Consider the following 16,021-nt stretch of genomic DNA (forward strand, 5'->3'; position numbering starts at 1 on the left):
CGTCCTGCCGACCGCTGAACCAGCGGTTTTAGCCGCCCAATGGCGCCGGACGCGGATGCATCACCGCGCGCTGGCGCTCCTCTTCCAGGAATTTCATGATGATCGGGGCCACCGCTTCAGCCCGGGTAATCAGGAACAGATGCCCGTCATCGATGATGTGCAACTGGGCATTGGGAATCCGCCAGGCCAGCACGCGCATGTTGATCAACGGGATCAGTGGGTCATCGTCGCCGGCCAGTACCAGGGTCGGCTGGCGGATCTTGTGCAGCCAGTGGATGCTGGTCCAGCCGAGGCCGGCGAACAGCTGCCAGTAGTAACCGAGCTTGCCCGCCGAACGCACCTTGGCCGCATGGCTGGCGGCCAGCGTCGGGTCGCGACGGAACGCACCACCGTAGATCATCGGCGCAATGCGGATCACGTGGGATGGCTGGATGTAACGTCGCGGGCTGGCCATCATCCACAGTACTTTCGGTTTGCCCGGCACCATCACTGCACCCGCCGCCGTCGCGGCCAGCACGAGTTTCTTGCAGCGCTCCGGATAGTCGTAGGCGAACTGTTGGGCCAGGGCGCCCCCCCAGGACACGCCGATGACGTTGACCTGCCCGTAGTCGAGATAGTCGAGCATCCGCGCCGTGAGTTTCGCCAGCCCCGGAAAGCGATAGGGCCGGTTCGGTGTCGACGAACCGCCGACTCCGGGTACGTCGAAGGCGATGACTTCCAGGTCGGGGTCCAGCGCCGCGATGAACGGGAACACCAGCTCCAGGTTGGCGCCGATGCCGTTGAAAATCAGCAGGGGCGTCAAGTGAGGCTTGCCGGGGCGTACCGCCGTGCGGAGCGTCTGGCCATCCAGATCGACGGTACGGAATATGAAGGGTTGCGGCATGCTTCTGGCCCTGTGGGTCGCTATCTCAAATTCATCCCCAATCCCCTGTGGGAGCGAGCCTGCTCACGAAGGCGCCGGATCAGTCGACATCAATGTTGAATGATCAAACGCCATCGCGAGCAGGCTCGCTCCCACAGTGTGGGGCGAGGTGTGTCAGTTACCGCTCATGTACATAAGTGCCCGGTGCGGCTTCACCCGCTGGATAGGCCTTGTTGCCCAGTTTTAGCGGAGCTTTTTTCAGGTTGCCCGAACGCTGTGCCTGCCACGCCTGCCAGTGCAGCCACCAGGAGTCGGCGTGCTTGGTCGACTCTTCCTGCCAGTCATCGGCATTGGCGGGCATTTCGATGCTGGTCATGTAGCGCGATTTCGGATTGCCCGGCGGGTTCAGAATGCTCTGGATGTGCCCGCTGCTGGACAGCACGAATTCAACGTTGCCGCCGAACAGTTGCGCCGACTTGTAGCAGGAGCGCCACGGAGTGATGTGGTCGCTGGTGCCGGCCAGGGAGAAGATGTCGGCGGTGACCTTCTTCAGATCGATCGGCGTTCCGCACACTTCCAGTGCATCGGCACGGGTCAACGGGTTACTTTTGAACATTTCGATCAGGTCGCCATGGAACGCGGCGGGCAACCGGGTGGTGTCATTGTTCCAGAACAGAATGTCGAATACCGGCGGCTCGTTGCCCAGCAGGTAGTTGTTGACCCAGTAGTTCCAGATCAGATCGTTGGGGCGCATCCAGGCAAAGACTTTCGCCATGTCGCGGCCTTCGAGCACACCGGCCTGGTAAGACTGGCGCTTGGCGGCTTCGAGGGTTTGTTCATCGACGAACAGGGCCACGTCGCTGTCCAGGGTGGTGTCGAGCACGCTGACCAGCAGGGTCAGGGCGTTGACCTTGTTCTCGCCGATTGCCGCGTAGTGGCCCAGCAGCGCGGTGCAGGTGATGCCGCCGGAGCAGGCACCGAGCATGTTCACGTCTTTGCTGCCGGTGATGGCGGTGACCACATCAACCGCTTCCTTGAGCGCTTCGATGTAGGTCGACAGACCCCATTCGCGCTGCTCCTTGGTCGGGTTGCGCCAGCTGACGATGAAGGTCTGCATGTTGTTGCGCAGGCAGAACCGCGCCAGGCTTTTTTCCGGGCTCAGGTCGAAAACGTAGAACTTGTTGATTTGCGGCGGTACCACCAGCAGTGGGCGTTCATGCACCTGCTCGGTGATCGGCTTGTACTGGATCAGCTCCAGCACGTCGTTGCGAAAGACCACCGCACCCTCGGTCACGCCAAGGGTCTTGCCGACCTCGAATGCGCCCATGTTGACCTGGCTCGGCATTCCGCCGTTATGCACCAGGTCCTTGGCCAGATGCGAGAGGCCATCGAGCAGGCTCTTGCCACCGGTTTCGAAGAAGCGCTTGACCGCCGCCGGGTTGGCCGCCGTGTTGGTCGGGGCGAAGGCCTCGGTCATGAGGTTGATCACGAAGTGCCCGCGGCTGACGTCCTTGGCCGGCAGGTTACTGTCGTCGATCCAGTCGTGGAGCTCCTTGCGCCACGCCAGGTAGGTTTGCAGATAACGTTTGTAGAGCGGGTTCTGGCTCCAGGCCGGATCCGCGAAGCGACGGTCATCGCTGGTCGGCAGCAGCTCGGATTTGCCGAGCAGCACGTTCTTGAGTTCAAGGCCGAAATGAGCGACATGCTTGGCGCTGTGAATCGGTTGCTTGATGGCCTGCCTGAGCACCATTCGAGCAGAAGCCAGTAGATCCTTTCCACGCAGTCCAACGACAGGATTCAGCCCCAAGGTGTTTTCCGAGGCTTGACTCTTCAAGTCATCGTTATTCTTGTTACTCATCTACGACGCTCCATTGTCCTGAGACGAGTACCGGGTCCTGCTGTGTAGTCACACAGCCAATGCCAGGTACTACTGCTCGGGGTGACCGTTAATACTGCATCGCTGCTTTTTTAATGCAGAGAGCACTGCAGGGAACTTGCCAGTTCCATTGGTTACCCGAGTTTAATTTTTTTCGCAAGCAGGCCAATCGGCGGCCCTGGAGCGGAGCATTCAAACAGATGAAATTAGAAAATGCCCTCTAAAGAGCAAGAGGCTCGGATTAGAGCATCAGCTTGACGACGGATTCGTTCGGGTCGCGGGTTTTTCCGGCGGCTTTTAGCTCGGCCAGATAATCTTCCCAGAGTGCGTCATAACGTCGCCCCAGTTCGTACAGATATTCCCAGGTGAACAAGCCGCTGTCGTGGCCGTCGTCGAAGGTCAGTTTCAGTGCGTACTGACCGGCCGGTTCTACTTTGGTCAGTCCTACGTTGATCTTGCCAAATTGCAGGATGGGTTTGCCGTGGCCCTGGACCTCGGCGGAAGGAGAATGCACGCGCAGGAACTCGGCGGGCAGGGTGTATTCCTCACCGGACGCGTATTTGAGCGACAGGGTTTTCGAGGCTTTGTGCAGCTTGATGTCGGTGGGGAGTTGGGTCATGAGCGCCGTTCCGTTATGGATGGAACCCTGTAGGAGCGAGCTTGCTCGCTCCTACAAGTATGGCTTACAGGATATAACGGGACAGGTCTTCGTTCTGCGCCAATTCACCGAGGTGGCTGTTGACGTAGTCGGCGTCGATCTGGATTACCTTGCCGTCATGGACACTGGCCAGGTCGCCGGCGCTGAACGACACCTCTTCGAGCAGGCGCTCGAGCAGGGTGTGCAGGCGACGGGCACCGATGTTTTCGGTTTTCTCGTTGACCTGCCAGGCGATCTCCGCGATGCGCTTGATCCCGCTCGGCTGGAACTCGATGTCCAGGCCTTCGGTTTTCAGCAGTGCGCAGTATTGCTCGGTGAGCGAGGCGTGAGGCTCGCTGAGGATGCGTTCGAAATCCTCGGGGCTCAGGGCCTTGAGTTCGACACGGATCGGCAGGCGGCCTTGCAGCTCAGGCACCAGGTCGCTCGGCTTGCTCAGGTGGAACGCACCGGAAGCAATGAACAGGATGTGGTCGGTCTTGACCATGCCCAGCTTGGTGTTGACGGTGCAGCCTTCGATCAGCGGCAGCAGGTCGCGCTGTACGCCTTCGCGGGACACATCGACGCCACCGGAATTACCGCGTTTGGCGACCTTGTCGATTTCGTCGATGAACACGATGCCATGCTGCTCGACTGCTTCCAGGGCCTTGGCCTTCAACTCTTCATCGTTGACCAGGCGGCTGGCTTCTTCGTCGCGCACCAGCTTGAGCGCTTCCTTGACCTTGAGCTTGCGGGCTTTCTTCTTGCCCTTGCCCATGTTGGCAAACAGGCTTTGCAGCTGGTTGGTCATTTCTTCCATGCCCGGTGGCGCGGAGATATCGACGCCGGCCATTTCGGCGACTTCGATTTCGATCTCCTTGTCATCCAGCTGACCTTCGCGCAGGCGCTTGCGGAACAGCTGGCGGGTGTTGGAGTCGGCAGTCGGGGCGTCGTCGCTGCTGAAGCCCATGCGTGCCGGTGGCAGCAGGGCGTCGAGGATGCGCTCTTCGGCGGCGTCTTCGGCGCGGTGGCGAACCTTGACGATTTCCTGCTCGCGCAGCAGCTTGATCGCAGCATCGGCCAGGTCACGAATGATCGACTCGACGTCGCGGCCGACATAGCCGACTTCGGTGAACTTGGTCGCTTCGACCTTGATGAACGGTGCATTGGCCAGTTTGGCCAGGCGACGGGCGATCTCGGTTTTACCGACGCCGGTCGGGCCGATCATCAGGATGTTCTTCGGCGTTACTTCAACGCGCAGCTCTTCAGGCAGCTGCATGCGGCGCCAGCGGTTGCGCAGGGCAATGGCGACGGCGCGCTTGGCATCGTCCTGGCCGATGATGTGGCGATTGAGTTCGTGGACGATTTCACGGGGAGTCATGGACATAGTATTTAAAGGACCTCAAGCAAGAATGAGCCGTGGTGCGGTGGCTGCACGGGCTTACTCGGCGCAGTCCTGCTCCTCAATGGTCTGAGTGTGATTGGTGAATACGCAGATGTCGGCGGCGATGCCGAGGGCGGTTTCGACGATTTCCCGGGCCGACAGATCGGTTTTCTTCAGCAGCGCGCTGGCAGCGGCCTGGGCGTAACCGCCGCCGGAACCCATGGCGATCAGGCCTTCTTCGGGTTCAACCACATCGCCGTTGCCGGTGATGATCAGGGAGGCGTCTTTGTTGGCGACCGCGAGCATGGCTTCAAGGCGGCTCAGGGAGCGGTCGGTGCGCCATTCTTTGGCGAGTTCGACGGCGGCACGGACCAAATGGCCCTGATGCTTTTCAAGCTGGCCTTCGAAACGTTCGAAGAGGGTAAAGGCGTCGGCGGTGGCACCGGCAAAACCGGCAATGACCTGGCCGTGGTACAGGCGGCGAACTTTTTTCGCGTTGCCTTTCATCACGGTATTACCAAGGGAAACCTGGCCGTCGCCGCCCATGACGACTTTGCCGTGGCGGCGAACTGAAACGATGGTGGTCAAGGGAAGAGTCTCCACGCAGCGGGGCGAAAATGCCTTATGCAAACTCATATGGGGGTGGTGGAGCGTTTTTCAACCGTAGGGCGCGGCGGGGGACGAATGGCGTGCAATAACTGTGGCGAGGGGGCTTGCGCCCGCTGGGGTGCGAAGCGCCCCCAAAACCCGGACACCATGTTGCTTCAGACAAGTCCGGAATTCCGGTTTTGCGGCCGCTGCGCGACCGAACGGGGGCGAGCCCCCTCGCCACAGGGTTTTGTGGGCAACCTCAAGCAAGGTGCCCACAGGGAGCGTTATCGGCTTTGGCGTTGTTGTAACAGCAAGTTGCTAAAGCCTGCGCCCGCCAATTGTTTCTGCGCAGTGGTCAGTTGTTCGCGGTTGCTGAACGGTCCGACCAGTACTCGATACCAGGTTTCGTCCTTCACCGTGCCGGACTCAACCGCCACGGCCTGGCCCAGCAGGATGATCTGCGCCCGAACCTTGTCCGCATCAGTCTCTTTGCGGAACGAGCCAGCCTGCAGGAAAAACTTCGTCACAGGCGCAGCCTTGACCGGCGGCGCAGGAGGCGGAGTAATCCCGGCCAAGGCAGCCTGGGCGCGAGCCGTGTCGATCTTCGCCGCTTCGGCCGGGGTGACCGGCGTGGTCGGGATGGCCGGCACTTGCGGCGTCGGCAGGGTTTTTTCCGGCACGGCATCCGGCGGCACGATGACTTCCGATTCCGGCAGCAAGGTGTAGAAGTCGTACTTCGGCTTCACCGGTTGCGTCGGGCTCGGCGGGGTCTTGTTGGCCTCGGCGATCTTGCTGGCTTTCTGCTGTTGCTGTTGCTCGACTTTTTCACGCTTGACCGTGTCGCTGCCTTTGCCCGGTTCCAGCTTCATCAGGAATACGATGAAGGCGCCGACCGTCAGGCCGATGGCCATCCACAGCCAGCCCGGGATCGGTTGCTTTGCAGGAGCTTGGTAACGGCTGGCGCCACGTTTGGGTGCAGGTTTTTTCTTGGCAGCCAACTTACATACGCTCCAGAGTTTCCAGGCCCAAGAGTTCCAGGCCTTGCTTGAGGGTGCGTCCGGTCAGCGCGGCGAGGCGCAGGCGGCTCTGCATTTGTGCCGGGGTATCGGCGGCGAGGATCGGGCAGTTCTCGTAGAAGCTGGAGAACAGGCCGGCGACGTCGTACAGGTAAGTGCAAAGGATGTGCGGGGTGCCTTTTTCGGACACGTTGTTCAGGATCTCGCCAAACTGCGCGAGCTTCGCCGCCAGTTCGTGTTCGTGTGCCGCTTCCAGAACGATCTGGCCGTCGACTTCGCTGAAGTCCTTGCCGAGCTTGCGGAACACGCCGGCCACGCGAGTGTAGGCGTACAGCAGGTACGGCGCGGTGTTGCCTTCGAAGTTGAGCATAAGGTCGAAGTTGAAGCTGTAGTCACTGGTGCGATGTTTGGACAGGTCGGCGTATTTCACTGCGCCGATGCCCACCACCTTGGCGATGTTGCGCAACTCGGCTTCGGCCAGCTCCGGGTTCTTGTCCTTGACCAGGGTGTAGGCACGCTCCTGGGCTTCGGTCAGCAGGTCGATCAGCTTCACGGTGCCGCCATCACGGGTCTTGAACGGACGACCGTCGGCACCGTTCATGGTGCCGAAGCCCATGTGTTCCATTTCCATCGGATGGGTCACGAAGCCGGCCTTGCGCGCCACGGCGAACACTTGCTGGAAGTGCAGGGCCTGACGCTGGTCGACGAAGTAGAGCGCGCGATCGGCCTTCAGCTTGCCGCTGCGGTAGCGCACGGCCGCCAGGTCGGTGGTGGCGTAGAGGTAGCCGCCGTCAGCCTTGACGATGATCACCGGCAGCGGGTCGCCGTCGGCGTTCTTGAACTCGTCGAGGAACACGCACTGTGCGCCGTTGCTCTCGACCAGCATGCCCGCCGCTCTCAGATCGTTGACCACGTTGATCAGGTCGTCGTTGTAGGCGCTTTCGCCCATCACGTCGGCCATGGTCAGTTTGACGTTGAGCAGTTCGTAGATCTTCTGGCAGTGGGACAGCGAGATGTCCTTGAACTTGGTCCACAGTGCCAGGCAATCGGCGTCGCCGGCCTGCAACTTGACCACCAGGCCACGGGCGCGGTCGGCGAACTCTGCGGATTCGTCGAAGCGTTGCTTGGCGGCGCGGTAGAAGTTCTCCAGGTCCGACAGCTCGTCGCTGGTGATCGGGTTTTCCTGCAGGTAAGCCATCAGCATGCCGAACTGAGTGCCCCAGTCGCCGACGTGGTTCTGACGGATCACGGTGTCGCCGAGGAATTCCAGTACACGGGCCACGCCGTCGCCGATGATGGTCGAGCGCAGGTGGCCGACGTGCATCTCTTTGGCCAGGTTCGGTGCCGACAGGTCAACCACGGTGCGCTGCACCGGGCCGGCCTTGCGTACGCCGATGTGGGCGTCGGCCAGGGCGGCGTCCAGGCGGGTCGCCAGGGCGTCGGTGTTCTGGAAGAAGTTCAGGAAGCCTGGGCCGGCGATTTCGGTCTTGGCGACATTTTCGTCAGCCGGCAGCGCGGCAATGATTTTTTCCGCCAGATCGCGGGGCTTCATGCCGGCCGGCTTGGCCAGCATCATGGCGATGTTGCTGGCGAAATCGCCGTTCTTCTTGTCGCGGGAGTTTTCCACCTGGATCGCCGGCGACAGGCCTTCAGGCAACACACCTTCGTTGACGAGTTGGGTGATGGCTTGTTGGATCAGCTGGCGAATGGTGTCTTTCATGGTCTTCTCTTTCGACCGCAGGCGCGGCGGCGCATCATGCGCTGGTGGAAAAACTGGGCATTATCCGTTGCGAAGACGGGCTTGCCAACCATAGCAGGCAGGATATGGATGTGTGGTGACAAAAGGGGCAAAGATCGCAGCCTTCGGCAGCTCCGCTGATCGCGCTTTTCTGTAGCTGCCGAAGGCTGCGATCTTTTAAACTTTCAATACAAATCGACTGGATCAACATCCAAAGACCAACGCACCGCCCGCCCGCTCGGCATCTGCTCCAGCACCAGCAACCAACTGGCCAGCAATCGATGCAAGGGTGCCCGCGCCGTAGCCTGTACCAACAGTTGCGCACGATAACGCCCGGCCCGGCGCTCCATCGGTGCCGGGACCGGTCCCAGTAATTCGATCCCCGTCAGATTCTGCTCGGCCAGCAATCGCTCCGCCTCGCTGCAAGCCTCATCCAGGAAGCCTTCGGCCTGACCCGGTTTGTGCGCCTCGGCCCGCAGCAGCGCCAGGTGCGCAAACGGCGGCAATCCGGCCGCACGGCGTTCGCTCAAGGCCTGTTCGGCGAAGGCGAAATAGCCTTGCTCGGTCAATTGCACCAGCAGCGGATGGTCGGCCAGGTGCGTCTGAATAATCACTTTGCCCGGCTCTTCGGCGCGACCTGCGCGGCCGGCGACCTGCACGATCAGTTGAGCCATGCGCTCGCTGGCGCGGAAGTCGCCGGAGAACAGGCCACCGTCGGCGTCGAGGATCGACACCAGTGTCACCCGTGGAAAGTGGTGACCTTTGGCAAGCATCTGCGTGCCGATCAGGATGCACGGCTGGCCTTTTTGAATGGTCGCGAACAACTGGTTCATCGCATCCTTGCGCGATGTGCTGTCGCGGTCGACCCGCAGCACCGGATAGTCCGGGAACAGAATCGCCAAGCGCTCCTCGGCCCGTTCGGTGCCGGCGCCAACGGGGCGCAGATCGACCTTGTTGCACTTCGGGCACTGGCGCGGCACGCGTTCGACGTAGCCGCAATGGTGGCAGCGCAGCTCGCCGTAACGCTGGTGCACGGTCATCCGCGCATCACAGCGCTGGCACTCGGACATCCAGCCGCAGTCATGACATAGCAGGGTCGGGGCGAAGCCGCGGCGGTTGAGGAACACCAGGACCTGCTGCCCGGCAGCCAGGGTCTGGCCGATGGCTTGTTGCATCGGCCCGGAAATGCCGCTGTCCAGCGGGCGACTTTTGACATCCAGACGCAGGAAACGCGGCTGTTTGGCGCCGCCGGCTCGCTCGTTCAAGCGCAGCAGCCCATAGCGGCCGGTGTAGGCATTGTGCAGGCTTTCCAGCGAAGGGGTGGCGGAGCCGAGGACAATCGGGATGTTTTCCTGTCGCGCCCGCACCAACGCAAGGTCGCGGGCGTGGTAGCGCAAACCTTCCTGCTGTTTATAGGAACCGTCGTGCTCTTCGTCGATGATGATCAGGCCGGGGTTCTTCATCGGTGTGAACAGGGCCGAGCGGGTGCCGATGATGATGTCGGCCTCACCGTCCCGGGCGGCCAGCCAAGCCTCGAGGCGTTCGCGGTCATTGACCGCCGAATGGATCAGTGCGATACGGGCATTGAAACGCTGCTCGAAGCGCGCCAGGGTCTGCGGGCCGAGGTTGATTTCCGGGATCAGCACCAGCGCCTGCTTGCCGGCCTCGAGGGTTTCGCGGATCAACTGCAGATAGACTTCGGTCTTACCGCTGCCGGTGACACCGGCCAGCAGGAACGCGTGATAACTGTCGAAGCCGGCGCGAATCGCCTCATAGGCGGCACGCTGCTCCGGGTTCAGCGGGAGTTCCGGTTGCGCCAGCCAGTGTTCGTGGCGTGCGCCCGGGGCGTGCCGGCGGATCTCGACCTGCACCAAATCCTTGGCCAGCAGCAAATCCAGGCTGTCCTTGCTCAGCATCAGTTTGCTCAGCAATTGATGGGCGACGCCATGGGGATGCTGGGCCAGCGTGGCCAGGGCTTCGCGCTGGCGCGGGGCGCGGGCGATGCGCGGGTCATCGAGGCTGGCCCCCGGCGCGGCGGACCAGAAACGCTCCTGGCGCGCTTCGGCCAGTTCACCCTGGCGCAGCAACACCGGCAGTGCCCAGCTCAAGGTGTCGCCGAGGCTGTGCTGGTAATACTGGGAGGTCCACAGGCACAGCTTGAACAGCGCGGGCGGCAGCGGTGGCGTAGCGTCGAGCAGGGCCAGGGCCGGCTTGAGTTTCTCGACCGGCACTTCGCTGGTGTCGGTGACTTCCACCAGAATACCGATCATCTCGCGTCGACCGAACGGCACCCGCAGGCGCATGCCAGGGTGCAACTGGGCGCGCAGGATGCCGGCCGGTGCGCGGTAGTCGAACAGGCGGCGCAGCGGCGAAGGCAGGGCGAGGCGCAAAATGGCGTCGGGCACGCGGGGGATCTCGATCAACAAACAATAGGGGGGCGTGACATATAACCTGTAGGAGTGAGCCTGCTCGCGATAGCAATCTTGCAGTCAACATTGCGGCGACTGGCAGACCGCTATCGCGAGCGGGCTCACTCCTACAGGGGATCGCGTATTGGGCCGGGAGCCTAGCAGACGACCGGTTTGAGGGACAGCTTGCGTGAATGGGATTGTCTGGTAGAATCCGCGGCCTAATTACGTGCGGTATTCAACAATAGTGTTGGGTGGCGGCACGCTAGCCTGAGGAAGACACCATGAAAGCTGATATCCATCCAGAATACCCAGCAGTTGCTGTTACCTGCAGCTGCGGCAACAAGTTCGAAACCCGTTCGACCTTCGGCAAAGCCCTGGCGATCGACGTTTGCAACGAATGCCACCCGTTCTACACCGGTAAGCAGAAGACTCTGGACACTGGCGGCCGCGTTCAGCGCTTCGCCGACCGTTTCGGTGCTTTCGGCGCGAAAAAGGCCTAAGGCCAATCAACTTGGGAAGCCGTTCCGGTTTTTCCATGCTGATGAAAAAGGCGTCCCTCGCGGGCGCCTTTTTTATGTCCGCGATTTGGCTATCCAGCGCCCAGGCGTTTTGCCCGGCGCCAAGCGGCCTGACGCCCGTCGCGGTGCAGCGGGTGGTGGACGGCGACACCCTGCGCCTGAGCGATGGCCGCAGCGTGCGCATGATCGGCTTGAACACACCGGAGCTAGGCAAGAGTGGCCGCTCCGACGAACCGTTCGCCGTGGTCGCGCGCAAGCGACTCGAAGCCCTGGTGGCGGCGAGTGACGGGCAGGTTGGTTTGCTGCCCGGCAAAGAAAGCAAAGACCATTACGGCCGCACCCTGGCCCATGTCTACGGTGCCGATGGTGCCAACCTTGAAGCGCAAATGCTCGCCGAAGGCCTGGGGTTTCAGGTGGCCGTGGCGCCGAATGTCGATCTGGTTACCTGTCAGCAAGCCGCAGAAAGCAGCGCTCGGCAGGCCGGGCTCGGTGTGTGGCGCCAGTCTCCTGTACTGAAAGCGGATCAGATCAATGCTTCCGGTTTCGCCGTGCTCAGCGGTCGTGTGAGCAAGGTGCAACGCAATCGCGGCGGGGTTTGGATCGAATTGCAGGATTCAGTTGTATTGAAGGTTGCGCCCAATCTGCTGGGGCGGTTCGATGCAGCCTCGCTGGAAAGGCTCGAAGGCAAGCAGATCGAGGCGCGCGGTTGGGTGCTGGATCGTTCGCGACGTGGCGGACTGAAAGAAGGTCAGGCGCGCTGGATGTTGCCCTTGACCGACCCGGCGATGCTTCAAGTCGTGCAGTGATTAAAAGTTGTAGACATTTTTTCTATCGATTGTGAACAGTAGATCCCTTGTGTTCCGCGGCTCTTGGCCCAAAGTCGTAGGGCCGGGCGCTTGACAGGGGTGACCGGTCAGTCTTGTGGGGACTTTGCGAGGCGCGTATCCTCGCTGACCAGTCTGTCCAACAGTAAAAGCGGAATGCCAAAATGTCTGATCTGAAAACTGCCGCTCTCGAATATCACGCCAATCCTCGTCCAGGGAAGCTGAGTGTCGAGCTCACCAAGGCCACTGCTACCGCTCGCGACCTGTCGCTGGCCTACAGCCCGGGCGTAGCCGAACCAGTCCGCGAGATCGCCCGCGATCCTGAACTGGCCTACAAGTACACCGGCAAAGGCAACCTGGTTGCAGTCATTTCCGATGGCACCGCGATTCTCGGTCTGGGTAACCTCGGCCCATTGGCTTCCAAGCCAGTGATGGAAGGTAAAGGCGTACTGTTCAAGCGCTTCGCCGGCATCGACGTTTTCGACATCGAAGTCGACTCCGAAAGCCCGCAAGCCTTCATCGACACCGTCAAGCGCATCTCCATCACCTTCGGTGGCATCAACCTGGAAGACATCAAGGCACCAGAGTGCTTTGAAATCGAACGCGCTCTGATCGAGCAGTGCGATATTCCGGTATTCCACGATGACCAGCACGGCACCGCTATCGTGACCGCCGCCGGCATGATCAACGCCCTGGAAATCGCTGGCAAAACCCTGCCGGAAGCCAAGATCGTCTGCCTGGGTGCCGGCGCTGCCGCTATCTCCTGCATGAAGTTGCTGGTGAGCATGGGCGCCAACATCGAAAACATCTACATGGTCGACCGTACCGGCGTGATCCACTCCGGCCGTGACGACCTGAACCAGTACAAGGCTGTGTTCGCTCACGCGACCGACAAGCGCACCCTGGCTGAAGCCCTGCAAGGTGCTGACGTGTTCGTTGGCCTGTCCGGCCCGAACCTGCTGAGCGCTGAAGGCCTGCTGGCGATGGCGCCGAACCCGATCGTGTTCGCCTGCTCCAACCCTGATCCGGAAATTTCCCCGGAGCTGGCGCACGCTACCCGTAGCGACGTGATCATGGCCACCGGTCGTTCCGACTACCCGAACCAGGTCAACAACGTACTGGGCTTCCCGTTCATCTTCCGTGGTGCCCTGGACGTTCGCGCCAAGCGCATCAACGAAGAAATGAAAGTGGCTGCGGCCAATGCCCTGCGTGAACTGGCCAAGCTGCCAGTACCTCAGGAAGTGTGCGACGCCTACGGCGGTGTCAAGCTGGAATTCGGTCGTGAGTACATCATTCCGAAGCCAATGGATGCCCGTCTGATCACCCTGATCTCCGATGCCGTGGCCAAAGCCGCGATCGAGACCGGTGTGGCGACCCTGCCGTATCCGAAGAACTATCCGCTCAAAAGCGTGGATGACGTGTTCAACGGATAAAAGCAGTCGCCCATAAAAAACCCCAGCCAAGTGCTGGGGTTTTTTATGGGCTCAAAGCGGCAAGTTACAAGCTGCAAGTTAAAAGCAGGTGCGGGCCACTAGCTTCCTCTTGTGGCTTGCAGCTTGCAGCTGCTGCTCTAGAACAAATCGATCGGCGCCGCTTCATCCGCTGGCAGCGGGCTGCCAGGTGCCAGGCCGTTGCCCAGTTCGTTCCCCGACGGTGGCGTATCTTCGACCTTGAACAGTTCGAAGTAGGCTCCAGGCGTGCCCGGGCTGGCCGCGCGGCCGCTGATCGGGTCGACTCGCAGGCTGAGGATGCCTTCGGGCTCCGGTTGCGTATGTGGCGGTTTGCCTTTGAGCGCGGCGCCCATGTAGTTCATCCAGATCGGCAACGCGACGGTGCCGCCAAATTCCTTGCGACCCAGGCTTTCCGGTTGATCGAAACCGGTCCACACGGTCGTCACGTAATCGGCGTTGTAGCCGGAGAACCAGGCGTCCTTGGATTCGTTGGTCGTACCGGTCTTGCCGGCAATGTCAGGGCGGCCCAAGGCCAGTGCACGACGACCGGTGCCGAGCTTGATCACGTCCTCAAGCATGCTGTTGAGGATGTACGTGGTGCGCCCGTCAACGATGCGTTCGGCCACGGCGGGTGCTTGTGGCGCCTGCGTAGCACCCGGGGCTTCGCCCTGCGTTGCGTTGACCGTGAAGGCTTGAGGGGCGCTTGGCGCGGCAATGCCATCGCTGGCGGCGCCGCCCTGAGGCACGGTCGGCGGGTTGGCGACGAACAGCGTGTCGCCGTTGCGGCTTTCGATCTTGTCGATGATGAACGGGGTGATCTTGTAGCCGCCGTTGGCGAAGGTGCTCCAGCCAGTGGCGATTTCCATTGGCGTCAGGGTCGCGGTGCCCAGCGCCAGGGACAGGTTGGGTGGCAGGTCCTGTTTGTTGAAACCGAAGCGCGTGATGTAGTCGATGGTCTTGCCGACGCCCATCGCTTGCAGCAAGCGGATCGACACCAGGTTGCGCGACTTGTACAGCGCTTCACGCAGGCGAATCGGGCCGAGGAAGGTGTTGGTGTCGTTCTTCGGACGCCAGACCTTGTCCAGGTACTCGTCGACGAACACGATCGGTGCGTCGTTCACCAGGCTGGAGGCGGTGTAGCCGTTATCCAGTGCGGCGGCGTAGACGAACGGTTTGAAGCTCGAGCCCGGCTGGCGCTTGGCCTGCAATGCGCGGTTGTAGTTGCTCTGCTCGAAGGCGAAACCGCCGACCAGCGAACGAATGGCGCCGTTCTGTGGGTCCAGGGACACCAGTGCGCCCTGGGCTTGCGGGATCTGGCTGAACTTGAGCGAATTGTCCGGCTGACGCTGCACGCGAATCAGGTCACCGACCTGGGCCACGTCCGAGGGTTGTTTCGGGTTGGCGCCCATGCTGTTGGTATTCAGGAACGGCCGGGCCCACTTCATGGTGTCCCAGTTCACGTGTTCCTGGCCGGTGCGGGTCAGCACTTGCAGGCCGTTCTTGTCGACCTGGGTCACGATGGCCGGTTCCAGGCCGCTGATGGTGCGTTGTTTGGTCAGCTCGGTTGCCCAGGCTTCGCGAGTCTTGCCTGGCAGTCGCGAGTCAGGCCCGCGATAGCCGTGACGCTGGTCGTAGGTCATCAGGCCTTCGTGGACCGCGGTGTTGGCCAGTTCCTGGAGGTCGCTCGGCACCGTGGTGGTGACGCGGAAGCCTTCGGTATACGCGTCGCTGCCATAACGTCCGACCATTTCGGCGCGGGCCATTTCGGCGATGTACGGGGCGTTCACTTCCGGCGTCGGCACGTGATAGCTGGCGTTCAGCGGCTCGTTGACTGCAGTGGTGTAGTCGGCCTCGCTGATTTTTCCGAGCTTGTACATGCGCCCCAGGATCCAGTCGCGGCGCTCCTTGCTGCGCGCCGGGTTGGCCAGCGGGTTGAAGCGCGACGGCGCCTTGGGCAGGCCGGCGATCATCGCCATCTGCGCCAGGCTGACATCGCGGATCGATTTGCCGTAATAGACCTGCGCCGCCGCCTCGATGCCGTAGGCACGGTTACCCAGATAGATCTTGTTGACGTACAGCTCGAGGATCTCGTCCTTGGTCAGCTGGCGTTCGATCTGCAGAGCCAGGAGGATTTCGGTGGTCTTGCGCGAAAAGCTGCGTTCGCTGGACAGGAAGAAGTTCTTCGCCACCTGCATGGTGATCGTGCTGCCGCCGGACTGGATGTGTCCGCTTTTGACCAGCTGGGTCGCGGCACGCATCAGGCTGCTCGGATCGACGCCATAGTGGTTGGCGAAATTGTCGTCTTCAGCACTTAGTAACGCATTGATGAAGTTGGGGGGAATGTCGGCGAAACGGATCGGTGTACGGCGCATTTCGCCAAATTCTGCGATCAACTTGTTATCGCTGCTGTAGACCCGCAAAGGGATCTGCAACTGGATGCTTCTCAGCGCCTCCACGGACGGAAGTCCGGGACTAAGGTAGAGGTACGCCCCGCTCAGACCCAGAAGGAGTCCGCAGAAAACCGCGACGATGGACCAACCGAAAAACTTCAGCAGACGAATCAAGGCTTTTGGATATCCAGGGTAAAAAATGAATTGGGCAACAGGGTTCAGGCTAAATGAGAACGACCCGCGCTTGAGCAAATGCGGAAAAAAACGCTGGGCATTATAAGCATTTTTCTGATCGGGAGCGTGGCTGGCGCTGCTGTCAAGACGGG

At 61.3% G+C, this 16,021-nt stretch carries 12 protein-coding genes; 3 read left to right on the top strand and 9 right to left on the bottom strand.

What is annotated here, in order from left to right:
• Nucleotides 1-28: 28 nt before the first annotated feature.
• From phaZ to VC35_RS09935, 8 genes are all read right to left on the bottom strand, one after another.
• Nucleotides 29-883, bottom strand: coding sequence for a poly(3-hydroxyalkanoate) depolymerase (gene phaZ, locus VC35_RS09900; RefSeq protein ID WP_046039626.1), 855 nt, complete (start codon nucleotides 881-883; stop codon nucleotides 29-31).
• A gap of 157 nt (nucleotides 884-1,040) precedes the next feature.
• A complete protein-coding gene (phaC, locus tag VC35_RS09905; protein WP_046039627.1) occupies nucleotides 1,041-2,720 on the bottom strand; it encodes a class II poly(R)-hydroxyalkanoic acid synthase in 1,680 nt (559 codons plus the stop codon).
• 259 nt (nucleotides 2,721-2,979) lie between these two features.
• The gene (locus VC35_RS09910) at nucleotides 2,980-3,357 is read right to left on the bottom strand and encodes a gamma-butyrobetaine hydroxylase family protein (protein WP_046039629.1); all 378 of its coding nucleotides are present in this window, start codon (nucleotides 3,355-3,357) and stop codon (nucleotides 2,980-2,982) included.
• A gap of 64 nt (nucleotides 3,358-3,421) precedes the next feature.
• Entirely contained in the window at nucleotides 3,422-4,759 is a 1,338-nt protein-coding gene (gene hslU / locus VC35_RS09915; RefSeq protein ID WP_046039631.1) for an HslU--HslV peptidase ATPase subunit, read from the bottom strand.
• Nucleotides 4,760-4,813: 54 nt separating this feature from the next.
• The gene (gene hslV, locus VC35_RS09920; protein ID WP_046031180.1) at nucleotides 4,814-5,344 is read right to left on the bottom strand and encodes an ATP-dependent protease subunit HslV; all 531 of its coding nucleotides are present in this window, start codon (nucleotides 5,342-5,344) and stop codon (nucleotides 4,814-4,816) included.
• 287 nt (nucleotides 5,345-5,631) lie between these two features.
• On the bottom strand, nucleotides 5,632-6,345 hold the full coding sequence (locus VC35_RS09925) for an SPOR domain-containing protein (protein WP_007975583.1): 714 nt from the start codon (nucleotides 6,343-6,345) through the stop codon (nucleotides 5,632-5,634).
• Nucleotide 6,346: 1 nt separating this feature from the next.
• Nucleotides 6,347-8,083 (bottom strand): arginine--tRNA ligase, encoded by a 1,737-nt coding sequence (gene argS / locus VC35_RS09930; protein WP_046039634.1) that lies wholly within the window; start codon nucleotides 8,081-8,083, stop codon nucleotides 6,347-6,349.
• 203 nt (nucleotides 8,084-8,286) lie between these two features.
• A complete protein-coding gene (locus VC35_RS09935; protein WP_046039635.1) occupies nucleotides 8,287-10,506 on the bottom strand; it encodes a primosomal protein N' in 2,220 nt (739 codons plus the stop codon).
• 287 nt (nucleotides 10,507-10,793) lie between these two features.
• Here VC35_RS09935 and rpmE point away from each other — a divergent pair, with 287 nt between their 5' ends.
• The 3 genes from rpmE (at nucleotide 10,794) to VC35_RS09950 (ending at nucleotide 13,287) form a co-directional block, all read left to right on the top strand.
• On the top strand, nucleotides 10,794-11,012 hold the full coding sequence (gene rpmE / locus VC35_RS09940) for a 50S ribosomal protein L31 (RefSeq protein ID WP_008047849.1): 219 nt from the start codon (nucleotides 10,794-10,796) through the stop codon (nucleotides 11,010-11,012).
• Nucleotides 11,013-11,047: 35 nt separating this feature from the next.
• Nucleotides 11,048-11,836: a thermonuclease family protein gene (locus VC35_RS09945; RefSeq protein ID WP_046039636.1), complete on the top strand. Its 789-nt coding sequence runs from the start codon at nucleotides 11,048-11,050 to the stop codon at nucleotides 11,834-11,836.
• Between the two features lie 182 nt (nucleotides 11,837-12,018).
• Complete coding sequence (locus tag VC35_RS09950; RefSeq protein WP_046039637.1) at nucleotides 12,019-13,287, top strand: malic enzyme-like NAD(P)-binding protein; 1,269 nt, start codon at nucleotides 12,019-12,021, stop codon at nucleotides 13,285-13,287.
• A gap of 137 nt (nucleotides 13,288-13,424) precedes the next feature.
• Here VC35_RS09950 and VC35_RS09955 read toward each other — a convergent pair whose 3' ends face one another.
• Nucleotides 13,425-15,866, bottom strand: coding sequence for a penicillin-binding protein 1A (locus tag VC35_RS09955; protein WP_404942353.1), 2,442 nt, complete (start codon nucleotides 15,864-15,866; stop codon nucleotides 13,425-13,427).
• Nucleotides 15,867-16,021: the final 155 nt, after the last annotated feature.

It is taken from the genome of Pseudomonas fluorescens (assembly GCF_000967965.1).
GTDB lineage: Bacteria > Pseudomonadota > Gammaproteobacteria > Pseudomonadales > Pseudomonadaceae > Aquipseudomonas > Aquipseudomonas grandcourensis.

What these genes read in the sequence shown, in the direction of transcription:
- phaZ (WP_046039626.1), bottom strand. Translation starts at nt 883, where the DNA reads ATGCCGCAACCCTTCATATTCCGTACCGTCGATCTGGATGGCCAGACG.
- phaC (WP_046039627.1), bottom strand. Translation starts at nt 2,720, where the DNA reads ATGAGTAACAAGAATAACGATGACTTGAAGAGTCAAGCCTCGGAAAAC.
- VC35_RS09910 (WP_046039629.1), bottom strand. Translation starts at nt 3,357, where the DNA reads ATGACCCAACTCCCCACCGACATCAAGCTGCACAAAGCCTCGAAAACC.
- hslU (WP_046039631.1), bottom strand. Translation starts at nt 4,759, where the DNA reads ATGTCCATGACTCCCCGTGAAATCGTCCACGAACTCAATCGCCACATC.
- argS (WP_046039634.1), bottom strand. Translation starts at nt 8,083, where the DNA reads ATGAAAGACACCATTCGCCAGCTGATCCAACAAGCCATCACCCAACTC.
- rpmE (WP_008047849.1), top strand. Translation starts at nt 10,794, where the DNA reads ATGAAAGCTGATATCCATCCAGAATACCCAGCAGTTGCTGTTACCTGC.
- VC35_RS09945 (WP_046039636.1), top strand. Translation starts at nt 11,048, where the DNA reads ATGCTGATGAAAAAGGCGTCCCTCGCGGGCGCCTTTTTTATGTCCGCG.
- VC35_RS09950 (WP_046039637.1), top strand. Translation starts at nt 12,019, where the DNA reads ATGTCTGATCTGAAAACTGCCGCTCTCGAATATCACGCCAATCCTCGT.